The 20,344-nt window shown below is 53.0% G+C and carries 19 protein-coding genes; all 19 read right to left on the bottom strand.

Going from position 1 to position 20,344, the window contains the following annotated elements; genetic code table 11:
* Nucleotides 1-34: 34 nt before the first annotated feature.
* Complete coding sequence (locus tag TAMC210_RS08520) at nucleotides 35-268, bottom strand: HypC/HybG/HupF family hydrogenase formation chaperone (RefSeq protein ID WP_173298388.1); 234 nt, start codon at nucleotides 266-268, stop codon at nucleotides 35-37.
* On the bottom strand, nucleotides 259-2,562 hold the full coding sequence (hypF, locus tag TAMC210_RS08515) for a carbamoyltransferase HypF (protein ID WP_173298387.1): 2,304 nt from the start codon (nucleotides 2,560-2,562) through the stop codon (nucleotides 259-261). Before hypF ends, TAMC210_RS08520 begins: the two co-directional genes overlap by 10 nt.
* Entirely contained in the window at nucleotides 2,511-3,176 is a 666-nt protein-coding gene (gene hypB / locus TAMC210_RS08510; RefSeq protein WP_277997701.1) for a hydrogenase nickel incorporation protein HypB, read from the bottom strand. The genes hypF and hypB overlap by 52 nt, the downstream gene beginning before the upstream one ends.
* A 57-nt stretch (nucleotides 3,177-3,233) precedes the next feature.
* Nucleotides 3,234-3,575, bottom strand: a complete 342-nt coding sequence (hypA, locus tag TAMC210_RS08505) for a hydrogenase maturation nickel metallochaperone HypA (RefSeq protein WP_173298386.1) — start codon at nucleotides 3,573-3,575, stop codon at nucleotides 3,234-3,236.
* Between the two features lie 51 nt (nucleotides 3,576-3,626).
* On the bottom strand, nucleotides 3,627-4,163 hold the full coding sequence (locus tag TAMC210_RS08500) for a heme NO-binding domain-containing protein (protein WP_173298385.1): 537 nt from the start codon (nucleotides 4,161-4,163) through the stop codon (nucleotides 3,627-3,629).
* A gap of 44 nt (nucleotides 4,164-4,207) precedes the next feature.
* Complete coding sequence (hycI, locus tag TAMC210_RS08495) at nucleotides 4,208-4,702, bottom strand: hydrogenase maturation peptidase HycI (RefSeq protein ID WP_173298384.1); 495 nt, start codon at nucleotides 4,700-4,702, stop codon at nucleotides 4,208-4,210.
* Nucleotides 4,656-5,096 (bottom strand): formate hydrogenlyase maturation HycH family protein, encoded by a 441-nt coding sequence (locus TAMC210_RS08490; protein WP_173298383.1) that lies wholly within the window; start codon nucleotides 5,094-5,096, stop codon nucleotides 4,656-4,658. The genes hycI and TAMC210_RS08490 overlap by 47 nt, the downstream gene beginning before the upstream one ends.
* A complete protein-coding gene (locus tag TAMC210_RS08485; RefSeq protein WP_173298382.1) occupies nucleotides 5,086-5,829 on the bottom strand; it encodes an NADH-quinone oxidoreductase subunit B family protein in 744 nt (247 codons plus the stop codon). The genes TAMC210_RS08490 and TAMC210_RS08485 overlap by 11 nt, the downstream gene beginning before the upstream one ends.
* 17 nt (nucleotides 5,830-5,846) lie before the next feature.
* A complete protein-coding gene (locus TAMC210_RS08480) occupies nucleotides 5,847-6,386 on the bottom strand; it encodes a formate hydrogenlyase complex iron-sulfur subunit (protein WP_173298381.1) in 540 nt (179 codons plus the stop codon).
* Between the two features lie 39 nt (nucleotides 6,387-6,425).
* A complete protein-coding gene (locus tag TAMC210_RS08475; RefSeq protein ID WP_173298380.1) occupies nucleotides 6,426-8,156 on the bottom strand; it encodes an NADH-quinone oxidoreductase subunit C in 1,731 nt (576 codons plus the stop codon).
* 24 nt (nucleotides 8,157-8,180) lie between these two features.
* Nucleotides 8,181-9,620: a hydrogenase 4 subunit D gene (locus TAMC210_RS08470; protein ID WP_173298379.1), complete on the bottom strand. Its 1,440-nt coding sequence runs from the start codon at nucleotides 9,618-9,620 to the stop codon at nucleotides 8,181-8,183.
* Nucleotides 9,621-11,102 (bottom strand): hydrogenase 4 subunit F, encoded by a 1,482-nt coding sequence (locus tag TAMC210_RS08465; protein ID WP_173298378.1) that lies wholly within the window; start codon nucleotides 11,100-11,102, stop codon nucleotides 9,621-9,623. It abuts the gene before it with no gap.
* A 9-nt stretch (nucleotides 11,103-11,111) separates the two neighbouring features.
* Nucleotides 11,112-11,759: a hydrogenase 4 membrane subunit gene (hyfE, locus tag TAMC210_RS08460; protein WP_173298377.1), complete on the bottom strand. Its 648-nt coding sequence runs from the start codon at nucleotides 11,757-11,759 to the stop codon at nucleotides 11,112-11,114.
* Nucleotides 11,760-11,782: 23 nt separating this feature from the next.
* A complete protein-coding gene (locus TAMC210_RS08455) occupies nucleotides 11,783-12,724 on the bottom strand; it encodes a respiratory chain complex I subunit 1 family protein (RefSeq protein WP_173298376.1) in 942 nt (313 codons plus the stop codon).
* Nucleotides 12,725-12,736: 12 nt separating this feature from the next.
* Nucleotides 12,737-14,758, bottom strand: coding sequence for a hydrogenase 4 subunit B (gene hyfB, locus TAMC210_RS08450; RefSeq protein ID WP_173298375.1), 2,022 nt, complete (start codon nucleotides 14,756-14,758; stop codon nucleotides 12,737-12,739).
* 128 nt (nucleotides 14,759-14,886) lie between these two features.
* Entirely contained in the window at nucleotides 14,887-15,372 is a 486-nt protein-coding gene (locus TAMC210_RS08445) for a 4Fe-4S dicluster domain-containing protein (protein WP_173298374.1), read from the bottom strand.
* Nucleotides 15,369-17,297 carry an anaerobic carbon-monoxide dehydrogenase catalytic subunit gene (cooS, locus tag TAMC210_RS08440; RefSeq protein WP_173298373.1) on the bottom strand — a complete coding sequence of 643 codons (1,929 nt, stop codon included), beginning with the start codon at nucleotides 17,295-17,297 and terminating at the stop codon, nucleotides 15,369-15,371. The genes TAMC210_RS08445 and cooS overlap by 4 nt, the downstream gene beginning before the upstream one ends.
* Nucleotides 17,298-17,572: 275 nt before the next feature.
* The gene (locus TAMC210_RS08435; protein ID WP_173298372.1) at nucleotides 17,573-18,325 is read right to left on the bottom strand and encodes a P-loop NTPase; all 753 of its coding nucleotides are present in this window, start codon (nucleotides 18,323-18,325) and stop codon (nucleotides 17,573-17,575) included.
* Nucleotides 18,326-18,469: 144 nt separating this feature from the next.
* Nucleotides 18,470-20,305: a sigma 54-interacting transcriptional regulator gene (locus tag TAMC210_RS08430; RefSeq protein WP_173298371.1), complete on the bottom strand. Its 1,836-nt coding sequence runs from the start codon at nucleotides 20,303-20,305 to the stop codon at nucleotides 18,470-18,472.
* Between the last annotated feature and the right edge of the window lie 39 nt (nucleotides 20,306-20,344).

The raw sequence follows: 20,344 nt of genomic DNA, 5'->3' as shown, positions 1-20,344 counted from the left end.
GGCGAGTTTTCTGCTCAACTCCCCCTCACGGAATCTATCCACGGCTAGCATCATTTAATTGTTCCTCCCACATTTTCACCGTCTCTTCAGCTTCTTTTAAATCAATCTTTTCTATGGCAAATCCCGCATGCACCAGAACATAATCGCCCACATTTACCTGACCCAGTAAAGCTACAGATATCTCCCTGCGGACACCGTGAATATCAATTATCGCCGTATTATGCGTCTCATTTAACTTAATTACTTTCCCCACAATAGCTAAGCACATTGTTGCCACCTCCGGCAGGCGATCACTGCCTGACCCAGGGATAGACCTCCATCATTCGCCGGCACGTGCCGGTGGACCAACAGATGATAACCCTCGCTAGGCAAGATCTCCTTAGCAAGGCTAAAAAGGTACCTGTTTTGCCAGACTCCGCCGCTTAGAGCTACAGTCCTCATACCTGTTCTTTTAGCAACCGCGCGAACAGCCTCACATACCATGGCCAGGACTGTATTATGAAAACGGGTGGCTATAATTTCCTTTGCCACCCCATTCTCTAAATCGGCCACCACACCAGCAATAACACCACCGGGATGGATAACTTTTCCCTCAATAGAAAATGAATAGGGTGCTAATTTTTTCCCTTTTTCTGGCTCCAGGACTATCTCACCTAGTTCAATAGCAGCCTGTCCCTCATAACTATTATAATAACAAAGGCCAAGAAGGGCTGATACCGCGTCAAAAAGACGACCGCAACTCGAGCTTAGCGGTGAATTAAAACCTGTTAAGATAAGGCGTTTGACAACTTGGAGTTCTTGTCCTCTGTCTTGAAAAAGGCGTGCAACAATGGATTCACCTCTTGAAGAAAGGTACTTCATTAAATAAGCTACTGCTGTTCGCCAAGGGTAACGGATCGCCTGCTCGCCCCCAGGTAACGGTACATACGCCAGGTGATACTCCCTGGTAAAATCAGCGTAGTCTCCAGTGAGTATCTCAAAACCCCAAAGGTGTCCGTCCGTTCCGTAACCTGTTCCATCAAGGATTACACCTATAACCTTCTCTTCCACTCCGTTATCAGCCAGGCAAGAAATCATGTGGGCATGGTGATGTTGAACGGCAAAACGCGCCTTTGCAGGTATTTGTGCTGCTAGACGGGAGGAACGGTATCCAGGATGCAGGTCATAACCAATTACTTCTGGCTCGGAACCAAGAAGGCTTTTTAAGTTCTTTAAGCTTAAAAAAAAGTGTTCCTCGGTTTCCTTACTACTCAATTCACCTATGTGCTGGCTAACAAAGGCCAGGTTGCCTTTTAAAAGGCAAAAAGTATTCTTCATATCCCCACCCATACCCAACACAACAGGGCTGGAACTGACGGGAACCATAATCGGTGAGGGGACATACCCCCGCGAGCGACGCCAGATTTGTACCACGCCGTTAATCACCGCCGCTACGGAATCATCGCAGCGGTTGACAATCTCGCGATTGTGCCAGAGAAAATAGTCGGCAAGGCCCTTAAGCTCCTCCAGGGCCCTCCCGTTGTCTTTGGCCAGGGGTAAACCGTTACAGTTGCCGCTGGTCATCACTAAAATCTCCAAGGGGCCGTTTATAAGCATCAAATGCAGTGGTGTATAGGGTAACATTATACCCAAGGTTTTCATCCGCGGAGCCAATTCTTCTGGTAAGCTACAGCTCGGACGTTTGGTAAGAATAACAATGGGGGCTTGAGGAGAGGTCAGCAGTTTTTCTTCCTCCGGACCAACAAAGCAATATTTCTTGGCCGTCTCCAGACAGCACATTACTGCCAGGGGTTTGGCTTCACGGCCTTTGCGTTGGCGGAGGGTGTTTAGTGCTACCCTACTCTTTGCATCGCAAACCAAGTGAAAGCCTCCCAGCCCTTTGACAGCTAAAATTTTGCCTTCTTGCAACAATTTCCAACAAAGTTCCAACCAGTGGCCATTTATCTTGCGACCGTACCTGTCTACCAATTCCACTTGGGGTCCGCAGGAAGGACAGGCTGCCGGCTGGGCATGGAATCTCCTGTTACCCGGGTCGTGGTATTCCTGGGCACAGTCCGGACACATGGGAAATGAGGCCATAGAAGTATTCGCCCGGTCATAAGGGACACCCCGTACAATGGTAAATCGCGGTCCACAATTGGTACAGTTGGTAAAAGGATAGCCATAATGCCTATCTTGGGGATCTAATACTTCCCGGGCACAATCAGAACAGAGGGCTACATCCGGAGGAATCAGCGCTTCTTTCCTTGCCCCTTCTCTACTCGGCAGAATAGCAAAGGAACTATACCCGCATGGCTCCAATACCTCCCATTCCAAGGCACTTAACCTCGACAAAGGAGGCTGATTTTCCTTTAAATAGGCCAGGAAAGCGCGTACCGCCTCCTGCTGCCCTTCGGCCTCTATGGTTACTCCCCCGGCGGTATTTGAGACAGCGCCTTTAAGACCATGCAGGCGGGCCGCTTGATAAACAAAGGGGCGAAACCCTACCCCCTGAACAATCCCTTTAACGATTATCCGGTAGCGGACAAGCTTTTTTTCTTCTGCACAGCATCTTTCAGCCATAAACACCAGGCCTCCAGACCCTCACCGGTTTGGGCTGAGGTTACAAAAATCTTCACAGCAGGATTGGCTTCCTTAATCTCTTCTTCGACAGCCTGCAAATCAAAGTTAGTGTGCGGTAAGAGATCTGCCTTTGTAACTACTACTGCCTGGGCTTCACGAAATACCAAGGGATACTTGGCCGGCTTATCGCTGCCTTCAGTGACGCTCAACAGCGCCACCTTGTAATCCTCACCCAAGTCAAATTCGGCCGGACATACCAGGTTGCCTACATTTTCGATAAATATAAGGTCCAGGGCTGACAGGTCAATCTCTTGCAACGCTCTGTAGACCATACTGGCATCCAGGTGACACGCCCCTTCAGTATTGATCTGGACAACTTGTACGCCCTGCCCGGCAATACGCTCGGCATCGAGGGTGGTGTAGATATCACCTTCAATCACCCCGACGCTAAATTCCCTTTTTAATGAGGCTATGGTCCTTTCTAAGAGTGCGGTTTTACCCGCACCAGGAGAACCTATCAGATTGACGGTTAGTATTGGGGATAGACGCTTGCGGTTTTGCCCGGCTATATCTTGATTGGCCTGGAGAATTTTTTGAGCCATTATTACCCTCACTAACATTCCCCCTTTCCTTTCTTAAGGGAAGCTCACGGAAGCATTTAGGGTCAGAGTTCATTCGCCCTCATAAAAATCAATATAAAGCTCCCTTCCTTGGTCTATAGAAACCCTCCTCGACCCGCAGGAAGGGCACATAATACACCAATTATCCAGAACTACTTCCGCCAGGCAATCTTGGCAATGTCCCCGCCCAGGCCTTTCCTCTATCTCCAATTGGGCTCCCTCAAACAACGGTCCTTCTTTAAGCGCGTAAAAAGAAAACTCCAGGGCAGACGGTAAAACCGAGGTCATGGCCCCTATCACCAGCTTAACTTTCCGTATGCGCTTTATACCTTTCTGTTGGGCATCGTGTTCCAATAGCTTTAATAACTCAGTTGTAAGGGACAGTTCATGCATCCTATCCCTCTCCTTAATCACCCGAGGTACGCAAAATCAAGTTTTCTCCGTCTAGAACCTCACGGCCACGCGGCAGGCCTTGGCCCCGCGCAACATGCAGGCCTCTTCGCGCCAGGACAGCGGCCTACCGTTATATCGCAGCCCTATGCCCTCGATCAGACCCTTTAGCAGCGGGCAGAGCCTCCTCTCGCTACGGTAGACGACCACCACCTCGCTGTTCCGGTCCTCGTAATCGAACCGCGGGGGTGTGGCTCCTGGCAGGGTTTTGGTGGTCTGGACGTGGACGGAGTCCATCTTCATGAGGAAATCTTTGGCATCCTTGGCATTCCTAAAATGCGCCGCATAGGTCTTCTGCACTAAGGGTGATTCCGCCACGAAGTAGCGGCCGAAATCGGCCAGCACCTCCTCCGGCTTCTTGCCGGAAAGCTCGGCCAGCGCCCCCACGGCCGCCGCCACTTTCTCATCGGGATAGTCTGAAGTGGCGAGCGGCGTTATCAGCCCGGTCGCCCTCCTAAAGGCTTCCCTTCCCTCGTCGCCGTGCCGGTTCCCGGCGTACTCCTGGAGCACAGAAAAGATAATACCTTTCATTTTCGCAAACCTCCTTCCTGAAGTTTTGCCAAAATTTTTTGGGGCTACGCCCTGGCGGCCTTGTGCTTTGCCTCTACAGGGCGTTGTCCACCAAGGTAGGGAAAATCGAGCTTTCCGGCTTGTAACTTTTGATACACGATCTCTACTGCTCGCCTTACTTCAGGAGACACCGGCCAACCAAAGGCAACTACTGCAGGCTGGATACCAATAAAATAGACTTCCGACACCAGTTCCTTCAAAGCTGAGATGAAGAATGACAAAGGTAACCTATGCGTGGACAAAATAAACTCGCAGGCAATGTCACTTTCAGAAAGGAGGCGTATGCTCCCGGGCGGCAGGTTCATCTCACAGGCATCAACCAGTACTACCACCTGCGGTTTTAACTCCCGTACCTGGTGCAGGTAATTCTCGGGCGCCGACCCGCCGTCAGTAACCTGCCACCCTGGTATACGCTTTTGTTCTAAAAGCCGGGCCAAAAGCGGCCCGGCTCCGTCATCGCCCATCAGCTCGTTGCCCACTGTAATCACTAGCCCCTTCACTTAGCCTCACCACCAGATATATAGCTGGTTCTTTTTTTATGGATTGGAGAAGCTGTAGCAGGCAGTCGGCCCATTTCTTCTCCTCCGGAAGGAAGCTGGTAGAAGCTTGGGCCAGTGCCGCTACTAATGGGGAAACATGGTCTCTATTTATCTCTAGTTCTCCCCACTTGGCCAGGCCTTCCAGCTTGCTCCTGGCTTTCCCCTGGGGCAGTTTACTGATCCATTTAAAATAGTCTTCCTCTTCCATAACCATAACGGGCGACAAACAATCGACCACTCCTATATGGTGACCGATGGCCAGGGCATAATACTCTAGCTGCTTAACCTCGGGCGGGGCGTCTTTTTCATCCACAAACCTCTTGCACAGCTTAAAGAATTTTACCTTACCCGGCATTATGGCCTACCCTCTCCATATAAATCTTGTGCAAGCTCAAAAAAATTTCGGCCAGTCGCGGATCTTTTTCTTGCTTTACCAGCTCTTTAATTTTCCGGTCTACCGCCAGCGGGTCTTTTTCCCTCACGAACTCGAGATATTGCGCGGCTATGCGCCGGCCATGCAGGTAACCGCTCAAACGGCGGGCCTCCCGCTCGATGTCTTTAGCCAGGTCGGGGCAAACCCCTTCATATTTCGGAGTAACCCGGGTGACCTCCGTTTCTACCAACTGCTCTCCTTTAATCTTTTGCTGGAGCAAATCCAGGGCCATAGCCAGGCCGTACAAGGTCGCTGCCGGAGTGGGAGGACAGCCGGGAATATATACATCTACCGGGAAAAGGCTATCAGCCCCTCCCCACACACAGTAACAGTCGTGAAAGATACCACCGCTACAGCCACACGCGCCGTAAGCTACCACGATTTTGGGGTCGGGTGCCGCTTTATACGCCCGTATAGCCGGAAGCCGCATAGCCCTGGTCATGGGTCCGGTGAAGAGAAGAACATCGGCATGCCGTGGGGAGGCTACCACTTTGATCCCGAACCTTTCCGGGTCATAAACAGGTGAGATAGCGGCGAAAATTTCAATCTCACACCCGTTGCACCCACCACAGTCTACCCGGTACACATAGACGGAGCGTTTTATAACGTTTTTAAGCTTGGCCTTTAGCTCTGCCAGTTTTACTTCCTGGTCCATATTTTACTTGCTCCCTCCTAGAACCTTGCCCTCGCCCCAAGGGCTTTAGCTCCACTCCCCGCGATCTTCCGACGCCGGCACTTCGGGCATACTTTAAGGAGTTGCTCCCAGCCTTCATGGCCGCTCTCCAGCAATCTTGCCTGTTTCAGGATGGCCAGAACGTATTCCAGCTCGCGAGAGGGTCCAAAGTATTCCCCACAGGAGATGCACTTACAGAGCTGGACCTCAGCCCGGCAGTAAAGATCCTCCTTTCTGGCGGCGGCCAATTCAAATTCTGCCGAAAGGGCGATGGCGCCCGTAGGGCATACTTCCTCACAGCGGCCGCAGAAAATGCAGCGGCCGTAGTTTATATTCCAGGACTTAATCCCCCGCTCTAAATCGCAGTCCATGGTAATGGCATTGGGCGGGCAAGCAGTAGCACAGGCCCCGCACGCTATACACCGGCTAAAGTTATAAACCGGTTTTCCGCGAAAGCCAGGTGCCACCTCTACTGGTTTAAAGGGATACTCAACAGTAGCTTGCCCGACCTGCAGCGTTTTTTTAAGCAATTTTAGCACCCAGAGATCCCCCTTCCTTTTGTTTCGCTTATAGCCGGGCTAAACTTTTAGCGGCGAGTATTTTCTTTCCCGGCAGTATCTTTCCAGTTCCTTGTATTCAATAGTCTTCGCCTTCTTTTTACGCACATCGACCACCGTAACCCTTTCCGCACAGGAGTAGCAGGGGTCGATGCTGGCCACAATTAGCGGCGCGTCAGACACCGTATTGCCGCGAAACATATACCGCAGGGCTGGCCAGTTATTATAGGTAGAAGCTCGCGGCCTCCACCGATACACCTTCTGGTCGTTTCCTGTCATTACCCAGTGGACATTTTCTCCCCTGGGAGCTTCCACATATCCCAGGGCGTAGGTTCCCGGTTTATAGGTAAACCCCTCCACGAGGACCGGGCCGGGAGGCATTTCTATCAAACACCACTCAATAATTTTTAAGGACTCATATAGCTCTTCTGCCCGTACCAGTTCCCTGGAAAGAACGTCGCACCCATCTTTGGAAATGACGTCCCAGGATACCCGGTCGTAGGCCCCATAAGGGTGGTCCGCCCGCGTATCCCGGACATATCCGGAACCTCGCATATTAGGGCCCACCGGGCTAAAGTCCCGGGCTACTTTGGGGTCCAGGCGGCCTACTCCTTGGGTTCGCGAGATAAAGTTGGGAGTATTTAGCAGCATATCGATGAGTTCATCCAGTTCAGACCGGATCTGGGAAATTAATCGCAAGACCCGGTCTTTCTCCTCTTTTAAAATATCCCGCCGCACTCCTCCAATAAGGTTAATGCCGTAGGTTTTCCGGCCTCCGGTGAGAATTTCGGCCATTTGCATAGCCTTCTCCCGTACCCGGAAGAAATGCATGAACCCCGAATCGAAACCCACCAGGTGGGCCGCCAGCCCTAGATTTAAGAGGTGGCTGTGCACCCTCTCCACCTCGAGCAGGATGGTGCGGGTATATTGGGCCCGCGGCGGTACCTCAATCCCGTTGGCCGTTTCCACCGCCGCAGCATACGCCACACTATGGGCGTAACCGCAGATGCCACAGATCCGCTCGGCCAAGAAAGTAACCTGGTCGTAGTCCATGCGGTTTTCAGCCAGTTTCTCCAGGCCCCGGTGCACGTAGAAAAGGCGGTAGTCAGCGTCCACTATATACTCGCCATCCACAAAGAGGCGGAAGTGCCCGGGCTCGTCGGAAGTAATATGCAGTGGACCTAGGGGTACCTCGACAATACCCTCTCCTTCTACTTCGATAAACTCATAGTTTTCTTCTTCTGCTACCGGGTCAGGGCGTAACCGGTAATCCATATCCTTCCGCAGGGGATACAGGTTTTCCGGCCAGTCATCGGGCAATACCAGTCTCCGCGCATCCGGGAGGCCCACCGGCTCCAGCCCCAGCATATCCCGCACCTCCCGTTCGTACCATACAGCCGCCGGTACCCGCGGGGTTACCGAGGGGAATTGGGGTTTATGGGAAGGAACCAGGGCCTTCACCGTCAGCCAGAAGTTTTTATGGGGATCCCTTTCTTCCTCGATAGATAAAACGTAGTATACCGCAAAGTGTCCGTTCAAGCTGCGCTCATCATTTCCGACCACATTAGAGAGCCACCCACCCTGCCCATAATACACTTCTTCCACCACTTCTGGGAGGGAGTTAAGTTCCACCGTCAGGGTTACTTGATCCGGCGTTTGCCAGCTTTCTTCCAGGATAACCGCTCCAAACTTAGAGCGCAGGGCCTTCACATATTTTTTCCTGTCCTGTTCGGATTTCGTTTCCTTTGGCATACTTATGTCGACCTCCCTTTGTTTCTAGCTTAACAAGATCAAAGCGAGGTACTGGGAAATCAGCGTCATGATCATAAGAAGGACGAGAACAAATTTGATGGCCCCGGGCGGTTCAGCAGCACGGGCCACTACCTCCGAAGGTGTGCCCAAGACGTTGGCTCCCATCCACTTAAGGAACCAGATGAAACTTCCTACAGACTCTATAAGCGTAACGATAATTAGGATAAGGATCAGCGGATGGTGCTTACCAATTTCGAAACCGCCAGTTATGATCATAAATTTGCTGAAAAAACCATTGAAAGGAGGAACGCCTGTAATGGCCATGGCAGCCGCAATATAACCCAATCCAACTACCGGAACTTTATTTAGAATCCCCTTGAGCATCGAGAGCTGGCGTGTAGCGGTTGTATAGGACAGCGCACCGGCAACCAAGAAGAACAGGCCCTTAGCAAAAGCGTGGTTAAAGATGTGGGCCACCGCACCATTTAAGGCCATCTTGGAACCGTAGATATAAAGGGAGAGGGCCAGGAAAATGTAAGAGAGTTGGGTGATCGTAGAGTAGGCTAGCAGTCGCTTCATATCATCCTGCGGGAAATACATGATAAAACCGTATATCATGGTGACTGTGGCCATGATCGCCCCGATCTCGCCGATCACCTGGGGAACCGACCCCGCTGCCAGGACGGTTCGGGCAAAGATGTATACGCCAACCTTAACCATGGAAGCGGCATGCAAATAGGCGCTTACCGGGGTCGGCGCCACCATCGCCCGGGGCAGCCAAGGATGAAAAGGAAGCTGGGCGGACTTGCCCCAGCAGGCGATTAAGATCCCGATAAAGGCCAGGGTTTTCCCGGCGTCCGTTAATTTGTTAAGGGCGGTCACCGAGAAGCTGCCGGTGTTTACATAGAGATAGGCCGTAGCCACATAGAGTCCCAGCGCGGCGGTGTGAGTGAGGGCAATCGCCCACAGTGCGGACCTGCGGGATTTTTGATCGCCATAAAATCCGATCAAACCCCACGAGCAGAGACCGGTCATTTCAAAGAAGAACAGAAGCCCCAGCAGCGTGGAAGAAAAGACCACGCCTGCCATAGAGCCGATAAAAAGCAGCATGAGGGCATAAAACCTGGGAATCCCTTCTTTGATTGGATGCTCTCTGTTGTCAGGGCTCATATACCCGGCCGAGTAGGTGCAGATGAGCCAGCCGATGAAAACTACCAAGAAGTTAACTAAAACGCTTAGGGTATCTATAGTTATACCATAATAGGTGATACCGCCTACAGTCACCAGTTCCCGGGTAAAACTTGTGCGGTCGGCAGCAAAAGCGAGCAGCAGAAGCAAACCGCTGACAAAAGCCAGGAAGGAGAAAAACTGAGCCACCTTTTTCACGTGTCGCTCCGGTAAAAATGGCACAAGGGAACTTCCCCATACTGGCAGCAAAATGCTTCCCAGCGCATACCAAACCATCTATATCGCCCCTCCCAGGACAACGCTCACTGCGCTCTGCAGCAATCCATTTAACGGAGCAGGTAGATATATCCCCAGCCCGGCCATGAGCAGAAACAGGATCCCCAGAGGCAACAAGGTCAGCCAGCTGAGATCACCCCGGGGTAGATCTTCCGGAGGGGAACCGAGGACCGTTTCACTTATCAGGATAAAAAAGGCGACAAAGACGATGACCAGCAAGATAAGAAAGAGTATCATCGGCCAGAAATATCCAGCTTGCAGGCCCGCCGTCAGGGTCATAAACTCGCTTATGAAGACGCTAAAAGGCGGTGAACCGACCACAGCCAGAAGCCCGGTTGCAAAAATAAAGGCAGTAGCGGGGGCTACCTTGAACATACCTCTAATCTTCTGGGAGTCCCTGGTACCATACTTGAGAGTCACATTGCCCACCGTGCAAAACAGAAGGGATTTAGTAATACTATGGTTTACGGCGTGAAAGAGCGCGGCAAGTATTCCCAGCGGCCCTCCTGCGCCCAGGCCGGTGGCGATGATGCCTACATGCTCAACACTACTGTAAGCCAGCTTCCTTTGGATATCGTTCTGCACCAGGATGAAGAAAGCCGAGACACCCACAGACAAAAGGCCAAAAATGAGGAGCAGGGTCTGCGTGAACTCCTGGCCGACGGCCTGCAAGGCAATGGTATAATATTTTACTATCGCAAATAGCGCACACTTCATCAGTACACCCGACAGCAAGGCACTAACCGGGCTTGGAGATTCGCTATAAGTATCAGGTAGCCATGTGTGCATAGGAACCAGGCCCACCTTGGTCCCGAAACCGATCAAAATGAACACAAAGGCCAGTTTCATCACCTGCGGGTCGAGACCCCGGGCCATCCTTACTAACTCGGTCCATAGCATCGCCCTGTGAGCATCCTGTACCACGGCAAAGGCGTTGGAGTAGGTCAGGATGGTCCCGTACAGGGCAAAGGCCAGGCCAACGCTGCAGATCAGGACGTACTTCCAGGCAGCTTCCGCCGAAGTCTTATATTTATAGAACCCGACCAGGAAGGCTGAACCTAACGTGGTTGCCTCCACTGCCACCCACATAAGGGCAATATTATTGGATAGGGCAGAGAGAACCATGGTGAACAAAAGTATATGGTAAAAACCGTAATAAGAGCAGACGCCCCTCTCATCTACTTCACCACGTTCTAGATCGTATCGCATATATCCTATAGAGTAAAAGCCGTTCAGAAACCCCAGTACCCCGATAATAAGAATAAGGACCGCCGTCAGGCTATCGGCGTAGAGCATTTCTCCAAGGGCGAATAACCTTTGTCCGTTAAGTACGTACTGCACCAGCAGCAGGGAGAGAAAAGCCACTATACCGATCCCGGCAAAGTGCACGACCTCTACTACACGCCGGGACCTTATCCCGAAGGCCAAAAGGGCCGTCCCCAGCGGTACCGCAGGCAAGTAGAATAAAATATTCTCCCCCACTCCTATCACCTAACCCTTTAGTAGTGTGAGCTTATCGGTGTCCAGGGTGCCGAAATCTTGGAAGAGGCGCCTGGCAATAATTGTCATGATCAGGACGGCAAAAATAGCGTCAGTCAGGATACCGATTTCCACGGTTTCAGGGGCATTGTAGGCCATGATGGCCAGGGTCAAATGCGACCCGTTCTCCATGAGGCAATAGCCCAATATCTGCTTGAGCGCATTTTTTCTAGCCAGTATACAGAGCAAGCCCAGTAGAAAATGAGCTATAGAAACAGCGAGTGCAACCTTCAACTTCAGTAAGGCTTGCATATGAAAAGGTTCTACTACCGCGAAGGATAAAGCCACCAGGCACACAGCTAGAAAAACAGACGAACTTGTCTCCGGTGCCCGCCCTTCCTCCTGGATACCTACCTTTTTGAGGGTCCTTATGATGAGATAGGGCACCAGGAAGGTCTTAGTGACGAGGGCAGTAAGGGACCAGATGTACAGCGGTTCTGCTTCCATAAATACGGCCAGGGATAGAAAAATCGCCACCAGGACCAGGGACTGGAGGCTGTACATGTACGCCGCCGTCCGGAGCTTCCGGGTTTCTACCACCAGCATGGAGGTCAGGATGAGCAGCACAGCCAGGGCGTTGACTATACTAGTGCCGGACACTATTCTTACCCCTCCCATATCTATTAAACATTGGCCAGATAGAAAACGAAGGACAGCAAGGCTATTCCGAAGGCCACCCAGGTTACTGCGGGGGTCTTAAAAAGGAGCAATCTGGCCATACCGTTTTCCAGTAGCGCCGCGACCACGTAAAAGCCGGCCACCTTCAGCAAGAAAGTAGCCACGGATACCAGAAGGGAGGAAGCGCTAACCACCGCCGCGCTCCCAAAGGGGAAGAAGACGGCCAAGAATAAGGCGATGGCCACAACTTGTTTCATATACAAGCTCCACTTGAGGATGGCCAGGGAGCGCCCCGAATATTCCGTAAGGGGTCCCTCCTGAATCTCCTGTTCGGCTTCCGCTAGATCAAAGGGGAGCTTACCGGTTTCAACAAAGGTGGCGATAGCAAAGGCGGCCATGCCCAACCAGACCGCCGGGCTATAATAGGATATCTCACCGGCCGCTACCTTCTGGCTGATGGTTCCTAGATCGGTCGACCCGGCGAGAAGGGCCACCACGAACAGCACCAGGATAATAGTAGGCTCCACTAGAACGGCCAGGGCCATCTCCCGGCTGGCCCCTATCCCGGCGAACCCGCTCCCCGAATCCAGACCGGCAAGGGCAAAGAAGAAACGGAACACAGCGAACAGGTAGACGACAGCTATGAGATCAGCAGCCATCCCCAGGGGTGACTGCAGGATTAAAATCGGGATTATCATAGCCATGAGCAGGGTAGTGGCCATCACTATATAAGGGGTAAACCGGAAGACCCAGCTAGCCTGGGCAGGTACCACCTCTTGCCTCTTTATGAGTTTAAAGATGTCCCGGTAGTTCTGTAAAATGCCGGGGCCTTTCCTGGAATGTAGCTTCGCCCTTAAAGTGCGGGAAAAGCCCGTAAAAAAAGGCGCTACTACCAGGACTAACAAAGCCTGCACCAGGCCGATGAGGAGTAACTTATTACCGGCCATCTTTTTCTCCTCCTATCTGACCGTGGCTATCAGCAAAGCTACAAGGGTTACAATGATATAAACGCAGTACAGCCGGACATTGCCCATCTGGAGGGCCTGTACCCGTTTGCCGAGATGGACCGTACCACGGGCCAGGGGACCGTAGATGTAATCTTCCCACATGGACTCCATGCGGGCCACGTAGGCCATTGCTCCCTTGCCATACGACGCAATGGCGTAGCCCGGCCCCTCCATGGCAGTCCTAAGCCAATAGGCAGAGCGGAAAAGCACGCGCAACGGCTGGGCAAAGGCAGAAGAGGCGTACACCATCCGGGGCGAATACTTATACCCGCATGCCCACGGCTCAGAGTCCATACGCCGCCCGGCCTGCATCCCGCCTTGAAGCGCAACAATTAACAGGGGTAGGGTTACCAGCCCCACGAGGAGAAGGGCCAGGAGAGGTGGGGAAAGTATGGCCTGCGAGCCGCTGGCCGGAAATACCAGCAGGCCGTCACTTACCCGTACTGGAGAGGCGCCCAGCAACGCCGAGCTCACATTCGCAATATAGGGAGCAACGACCGGTGCGCCCAGCCCGAGGATAATACAGCCAGCCGCCAGAATGGCCATCCCGGCAAGCATCGGCACCGGCACTTCCCTGGCCTCTTGGGCGCGAACGCTGCGCGAAGTACCGGCAAAGGTAACCCCATAGGCTTTTACAAAGCACATCGCCGCTAGCGCCCCCGTCAGGGCCAGCATGACCGCAAAAAGGGGTGACAGCACTTTGACCGCCAGGATGCCGCCGGTGCCCGCCATAAACAGTGATTGGTAGATAAACCATTCACTGACAAAGCCGTTGAGAGGAGGGATAGCTGAGATGCCTAAAGCACCGGCCAGAAAAGTGAATCCCGTCCACGGCATTTGCCTGGCTAACCCGCCCATCTCCTCCATGTTTTTCGTGTGGAGGCGATAGATTACTGAACCTGCGCCGAGGAACAGAAGGCCCTTGAAAACGGCATGGTTTATGAGGTGATAGAGCCCCGCCAGTAGGCCGAGCACTCCTAGAACGGGCTGCCCACTGGCAACACCCATCATGCCCACACCGGCACCCATCAGGATGATTCCCACGTTCTCGATACTGGAATAAGCCAACAGCCGCTTGAGATCATTTTCACTTATAGCGTAAAGGACACCTAGAACAGCCGAAATTGCCCCGAAGGCCAGGACCGTAAGCCCCCACCACCAGACGGAAGAACCCAGGAAATCCACACCAACCCTGAGGATGCCGTAGATAGCGGTTTTAATCATCACACCCGACAGGAGGGCGGAAACGTTGGAAGGAGCCGCAGGGTGAGCCCGTGGTAACCAGATGTGGAGGGGAATAATACCGGCCTTGGCCCCGAAGCCGAAGAAGGCCAGTAGAAAGGCCAAATTCTTGGTCACCGGCGAAAGGTTCGCGCTACGGAAGGAGGCGAAATCAAAGCTACCCGTGTAAAGAAAGAATATAAAAAATGAAAGCATAATCATGGCTGTCCCCGCGTGGGCCACCAGGAAATAGAGAAAACCCGCCTGGACAGCCTCTTGGTTTTCTTGTTCAAAACTAACCAAAAAATAAGAAGCCAGGGTCATTAGCTCCCAAAAAATAAGAAAATAGAAGGCGTTGCCGCTGGTAACTACCAGGACCATGGAGGCAAGGAAAAGGTTATTCAAAAAGCCCAGTACTCCGGCACCCCTCCCGATATACTCTTCCTGGTAAGAAAGGGAGTAAATAGCTGTAGCGGCCGCCAGCAGCGAAATGACCAGCACCATAAAGGCGGAAAAGATATCGGCCTGGAAAATCAAGCGCGCAAAAGGTATGACCCCCACCGCTTCCATGGTGAAGCCTGTTCCACGAGCGAAGACCGGGATGGCCGAAGCCATCCCGGCGATTGCTGCCGCAAAGGCGCTTATTCCTGAAGCATAGTTGGCCATTTTACCGGCTCTATTCAGCGCCAGGGAGGCAACTGCTCCGGCGATATATAGGAGAATGGAGAGCAGAAATAGCTGCTGAACGATCATTTAGCCTTACCTCCCGCCCCTCAAAATAGACCTACATCAGTAGCAAGAGCCTTTCTTTTGGGCTTTTTTCAACTTGGAGCCGGTAGGGCGGAAGGGGTTCTTCCCCACCCGCCCTTACCCGAAAACCGCTATTTCAGTGAAGCGATGGCCTCCAGGCGCCGTTCGGCCTCAAACTCCTCCACAGTCTTAAAGACCAGGGCCCCGGTGGGGCAGGCTCGAACGCAGGCCGGTACGCCCTCTTCATCCAGGCACTCTCGATCGCATTTTATGGCCTTGCCTTCGCCCCGGCCCACTGCACCGAAGGGGCAGGCCATGGCACACATCCAGCAACCGATGCACTGGGGCAAGTCAACCACGTTAACGCCGTCCTCCCGGCTGTGCATGGCACCTGTCATACAGACAGCCACGCAAGGGGCATCTTCACATTGCCGGCAAACGGCCGGGGCTTTCACCCGGCCTACCTGATCCACGTAGAGGCGCTTCTGCGGCCTTTCGCCCCCCAAAACAGCTCCAAACAGATCGCGGGCCGCGGTGTGGCTCACGGCGCAGGCCAGCTCACAGGAATGGCAGCCCATACACCGTTCATAACGGATAAAAATCTCCTTCCGCATCATCGCCGCCCACCTCCGGGAACGCTGAGCCCCAGACCAGCCCGGCGCTCATCGATGGCCGCCAGGAGCTTTTGGGCTGCGGACTCGGGATCGGGATCCACGATGAAGTAACCACCGGTCAAATCCTTTACTTTCTCCGTCAGCACCTTGGTGACCAGGGAGCTGCCTACGACAGGCAACATGACCCCGACGTGGGTGGGCAAACCTATGGCCACAGCGTAAGTACCGATGGAGATAGCCTTCTCCGCCACCGCCTCAGCAGCCGAAGCCACCACCGGGAGCTGATCCGTGTCTACGCCCAGCCGGTCGGCCACCGCCACGGCCAAGGCCACCGCCCGCGAGTTGTCTACGCAGGCGCCCACATGCAGCACCGCCGGCAGAGGCCCACCCAGGCCGTTGGCCTCGCCGATGGCTGTCAGGACCGTCTTCAAGCCTTCTCCGCAGAGATCGCCCACGTTGGCCGGATCCATGAACCCGTGGCGCATGAGCGCACCCGCCCCGCATCCGGTAGCCAGGACCAGCACGTTCTCTTTAAGAAGCCTACGAGCTATGGCGGTGAAGTTCTGATCCTGCGGGACCTTGACGTTATTGCACCCTGCGAAGAGGCAGACTCCTCGTATATTGCCGGAGGCGATATGGTCGATCAGGGGCTTTAAAGGATCCTGGGCGTTTAGCTTGGCCAGGGCTTTCACGATGGCTTCCACGGAGAAGCCTGCCACTACCTTGGTCTTATATTGCGGTATGTCTACCGGCTTGCCCCGGCGACGGGAGAAGGTCTCGATGGCCAGGCGGATGATCTCCCTGGCGTTCTCCCCGGCTGTCTCCTCCGAGAAATCAATATGGATGGCACCGGGGATCTTGGTGATCTCCATGGTAGTGATGAGCTTAGTGCCCATGCATTCCGCCACCGTAGCTATGGAGGGCATGATGCACTGGTAATCCACCACCACGGCATCCAGCGCGCCGGTTACCAGGGCCATCTCCTGGCTCACCGAATGGGTGCAGGCCGGAATGCCGTGCCGCATCATTACTTCATTGCCGGTACAGCAGATACCCACCACATTAATACCGGAAGCACCGGCTGCCTTGGCCTCGGACTCCATCTCCTTGGCCACTGCCACGATCACATCGGAAAGGACCGGGTTGTGGCCGTGGACCGCCACGTTGACAGCATCGGCCTTCAACACACCCATATTGGCCTCGGTCACCACTGGCTGGGGAGTGCCGAAGAGGATGTCGGACAGGTCAGTGCCCATATAGCAGCCGGCCAGGTCCGCCAAGCCGCAGCGCAGACCGCCCACAAGAAGGTTCATGGGGTCCGCGTCCGCGCCGTAATGGGTACGGTGCATGATATCGGATATCTCGTAGTCTATGCCCTTGGGGAGCAAACCTCGTTCCGAAAAGAGTTTGGCACGCTTCTTAGTCACCGTGGTGGCTACCCACATGACCGGCGTCTCTTTCTCGTGGAAATCAGCCAGGGCTGCCTCCGCTACGTCCAAAGCGATCTCGGCGATACTCCTCCCCTCGGTGGGGATGCCGAGGCGCGCAGCCACAGAGCGCAGCTTGGCTTTGTCTTTAATGGTGTAGTCCCGCGCCTTGCCCTTGGCCGCCATCTTCAGGGTGTGGGCTAAGTGTCTGGCGTGGCCGGAGTGGGACGCCGCCCCGGACGCTATGGCCCGATCGAGGCCCCGGGCTACCAGCACGTCAGCGGTGGCCCCGCAGATACCGGTCTTAGGCTCGCCGCCGAAGGGATCAATGCGGCAGGGGCCCTGCAGGCAGTGCCGGCAGCACAGCCCGGTTTCACCAAAACCGCACTGGGGAAGCATAGCTTGGTAGCGGTCCCAGACCGTCTCCACCTTCAGGCGCCTGGCCTTTTCTAGCATCTCGCAAACAGCCTGATCTAAAGAAGCCATACAAGACTTAGCCATCAGCATCGACCTCCTTGAAAGATATGCGGCAACGCCGCAAGCTTTTAAACATTAGTGCTGGTTTCAAGTTAAAGCCAGACATCCTATCTGGCCTTCCCACTCGCTTATGTCGTATAAAGCCTTACCCCTAACATCCATCTTTCCGAGTTCTAGGTTAATTTTCGCCTCTGTCCGCCCAAGAAGCGGAGGGTTTTTGTTATTACATATCATTAGTTAACCCGACCTCCTTGCCAAGCCTTTAGATATGCTGTACCCTGGTATGAAAGCCAGGATATTTAAAGTTGGCTTAGCAACCTAGTAGCCAGCTCGGCGATACCTGCTACCGTAAAAGACTGCTCACTGCTCAAACCGGCAGCCTGGTCTAAAATTTCCGTTTGGAAGGGGATCAGACCAATAACATCGCCTGGGGGCAGATGGCTAAGGATAAATTCTTCATTCCTGGGTTGACGCAATTTATTGCCCACAAATTTTATTCGTGCAATACCAAGTTCTGCGGCCAGTTTTTGGACGACCCGGGCAGTTTGGATACTCACCAGGGTGGGTTCGGTAACAATAAGCATAAGATCTACCCCCCGGGCCGTACCCCGGGTAAGGTGTTCAATGCCGGCACCCATATCTAAAACCACCATTTCCCGGCGTTTTAAGACGAGGGAATTAACCATAGCATTTAAGACGGCATTTTCCCGGCAATAGCACGTAGAACCCCCCGGTTTGATGGCCCCCATTTTCAAAAAAAGGATATTACCGCTTCTGATGGTGTAATCCTCCAGCAGGCTATCTACTTCCGGGTTTAAAGAAAAGAAGGCGCCGCTACCGCCGGTGCGTTCGACAATCAACTCTCGCATATCAACAATAGGTTTCAGGGTACCAAGCCTTTCCTCGGGAAGCCCCAGGACCATCCCCAGGCTGGTATCAGGGTCGGCATCGACGGCATATACCTGGTAACCCCGCTGGGCAAAGCACCTGATTAAACCTGCGGCGATGGTTGTTTTGCCGACGCCACCCTTCCCGGAAATAGCTAGCTTCACTGGCATGCCTCCTCTGTTCAACTTCTCTTAGTTATCGTTTATCTTCATTAGCAAAAAGCGTGCCAAAAGAAAAAGGCCGCTAGAGCCAAGCGGCCTAAAGATCCGCTATATCAATTTAGGTTTACACGTTAAAAAGAGTTGACATTATTTTTTAAGCAGACCATAACGGGACATTTTAGCATAAAGGGCTTGACGGGAGAGGCCTAAGGCCTTGGCGGCCCGCGTTTTCTCTCCTCCAAAAGATTCCAAGGCCTGGATAATGGCCTCTTTTTCCGCTTCTCTTCGTACTTTATCAAGGGGGGAAAGCTCCCTTACCCCTTTCTTTTTTCCTAGACCACCTATGGCAAGGTGATGGGGATGGATTTCCTGGGTTTCAGCCAAGATGGCAGCCCTCTCCAGGGCATTTTCCAATTCCCGGACATTACCTGGCCAAGAATAGCTTAAGAGGCATTCCACAGCAGCGGAAGTAAGCCGTAATTTTTTCCCATATTCTTTGTTTAGCCTTCGCAAAATGCACTCTACTAGGAGAGGTATATCTTCCGGCCGCTCTCGAAGAGGCGGGAGTACTAGCTTAACCACATTTAAGCGGTAAAAGAGATCTTCCCGGAAACGCCCTTCCTGTACCATTTTTTCTAAATCCCTGTTGGTAGCGGCTATCACCCGCACATCTATTTTTCTGGTCTGGGTGCTCCCCAGCCGTTCAATCTCTTTATCTTGCAATACCCTTAGAAGTTTGGCTTGCATATTAAGGGGCATATCCCCGATTTCGTCCAGAAAGATGGTCCCGCCTTCAGCTAATTCAAGCTTGCCAGGTTTGCCTCCCTTTTTAGCTCCGGTAAAGGCGCCTTCCTCATAGCCGAAGAGTTCGGATTCTAAAAGTTCCGGGGGGATGGCTGCGCAATCTACCTTTATGAAAGGGGCGTTACGGCGGGGGCTTTCCTCGTGGATAGCCTGGGCGAGGAGCCCTTTTCCGGTGCCGCTTTCGCCCAGGATGAGTATAGTGGCATTGCTCCAGGCCGCTTTCTGGGCAAGGGTTAAAACGTTTCTAAACTGGTGATTTAAAGTCTGGATGTGGTGGAAATGGAAGACCAAGGGCCATTCTGGTTTTAAGTTTTCAGGTTTATAGGTAGCCTTGGCTTCTTGTTTTTTAAGCTGTTCCAGGAGAAGGCGTACAAGCTCGCTTTCAGAGGAGAAGACCTGGCACAGTACACCCCTTATTTGGGCCTGGACCACTAGAGGAGTTCCTATAACGATGATAGTGTCCCCATTTGTTTTCTGGAATTCCCATACCTGGGGTTTACCTGACTTAAGTATTTCGAAGTACCTGGCTGATGGTAATATCTCTTCTAGCAGGCGACCTTGCACCCTTTGGCCTGCGATACCTAACATTTGGGTGCCGGCCTTATTTATCTTTACCACTCTCCCCTGGTTATCGGTAATTACCAGGCCCAGGGGTATTATATAGAAGATGGCTTCCCCCATGCTTAAAGGGAGCCTTTCCACCTCATTGGTAGACCCCCAGGTGGCCTGGTAGTAGCTTCTAGTTAGCCGCAGAGCTTGAAAGGTAAGAGCTATGAGCAATTTGTTGTTTTCTTCGGGGAGAAAGAAGGGATAAGGCTCGTCAAGACCAGAAACAGGGGATATGGTAGCTTCCATCTGGCAATACTTTTCCCCTGTCCCCCAGCATTTGGTTTCTTCTACCTCTATTCTTTTTCTGAGGAGTTTGTTAAGGGCCCCGGCTAGCAGGCCTCCTTCCAAATAGCATAACGGCTGGCCTACAGGCGGGAGCTGAGAACAGGTGAAACATTCATGCCATTTGATGGTTATTTTGTCGCCTCTTACACTTTGCAACTTAAGGTTTCCTACTCCTAGGGCGCTTATTTTATCCGGTATTTCTTCCAGGTCGTTTATGGGAAGCTGCCTGCCAATAGAATAGCCTGCCTGGTAATAAACTGTACTCTCTGGGGCACTGATTAGCATGCCTTTTCTCCCCCCAGCGTCCATTTTTGCTTCCGCCCG

The sequence above is a fragment of the Thermanaeromonas sp. C210 genome, assembly GCF_013167955.1.
Classification (GTDB): Bacteria; Bacillota; DSM-521; order Neomoorellales; family Neomoorellaceae; genus UBA12545.
This window is presented reverse-complemented; position numbering and strand designations above follow the sequence as displayed.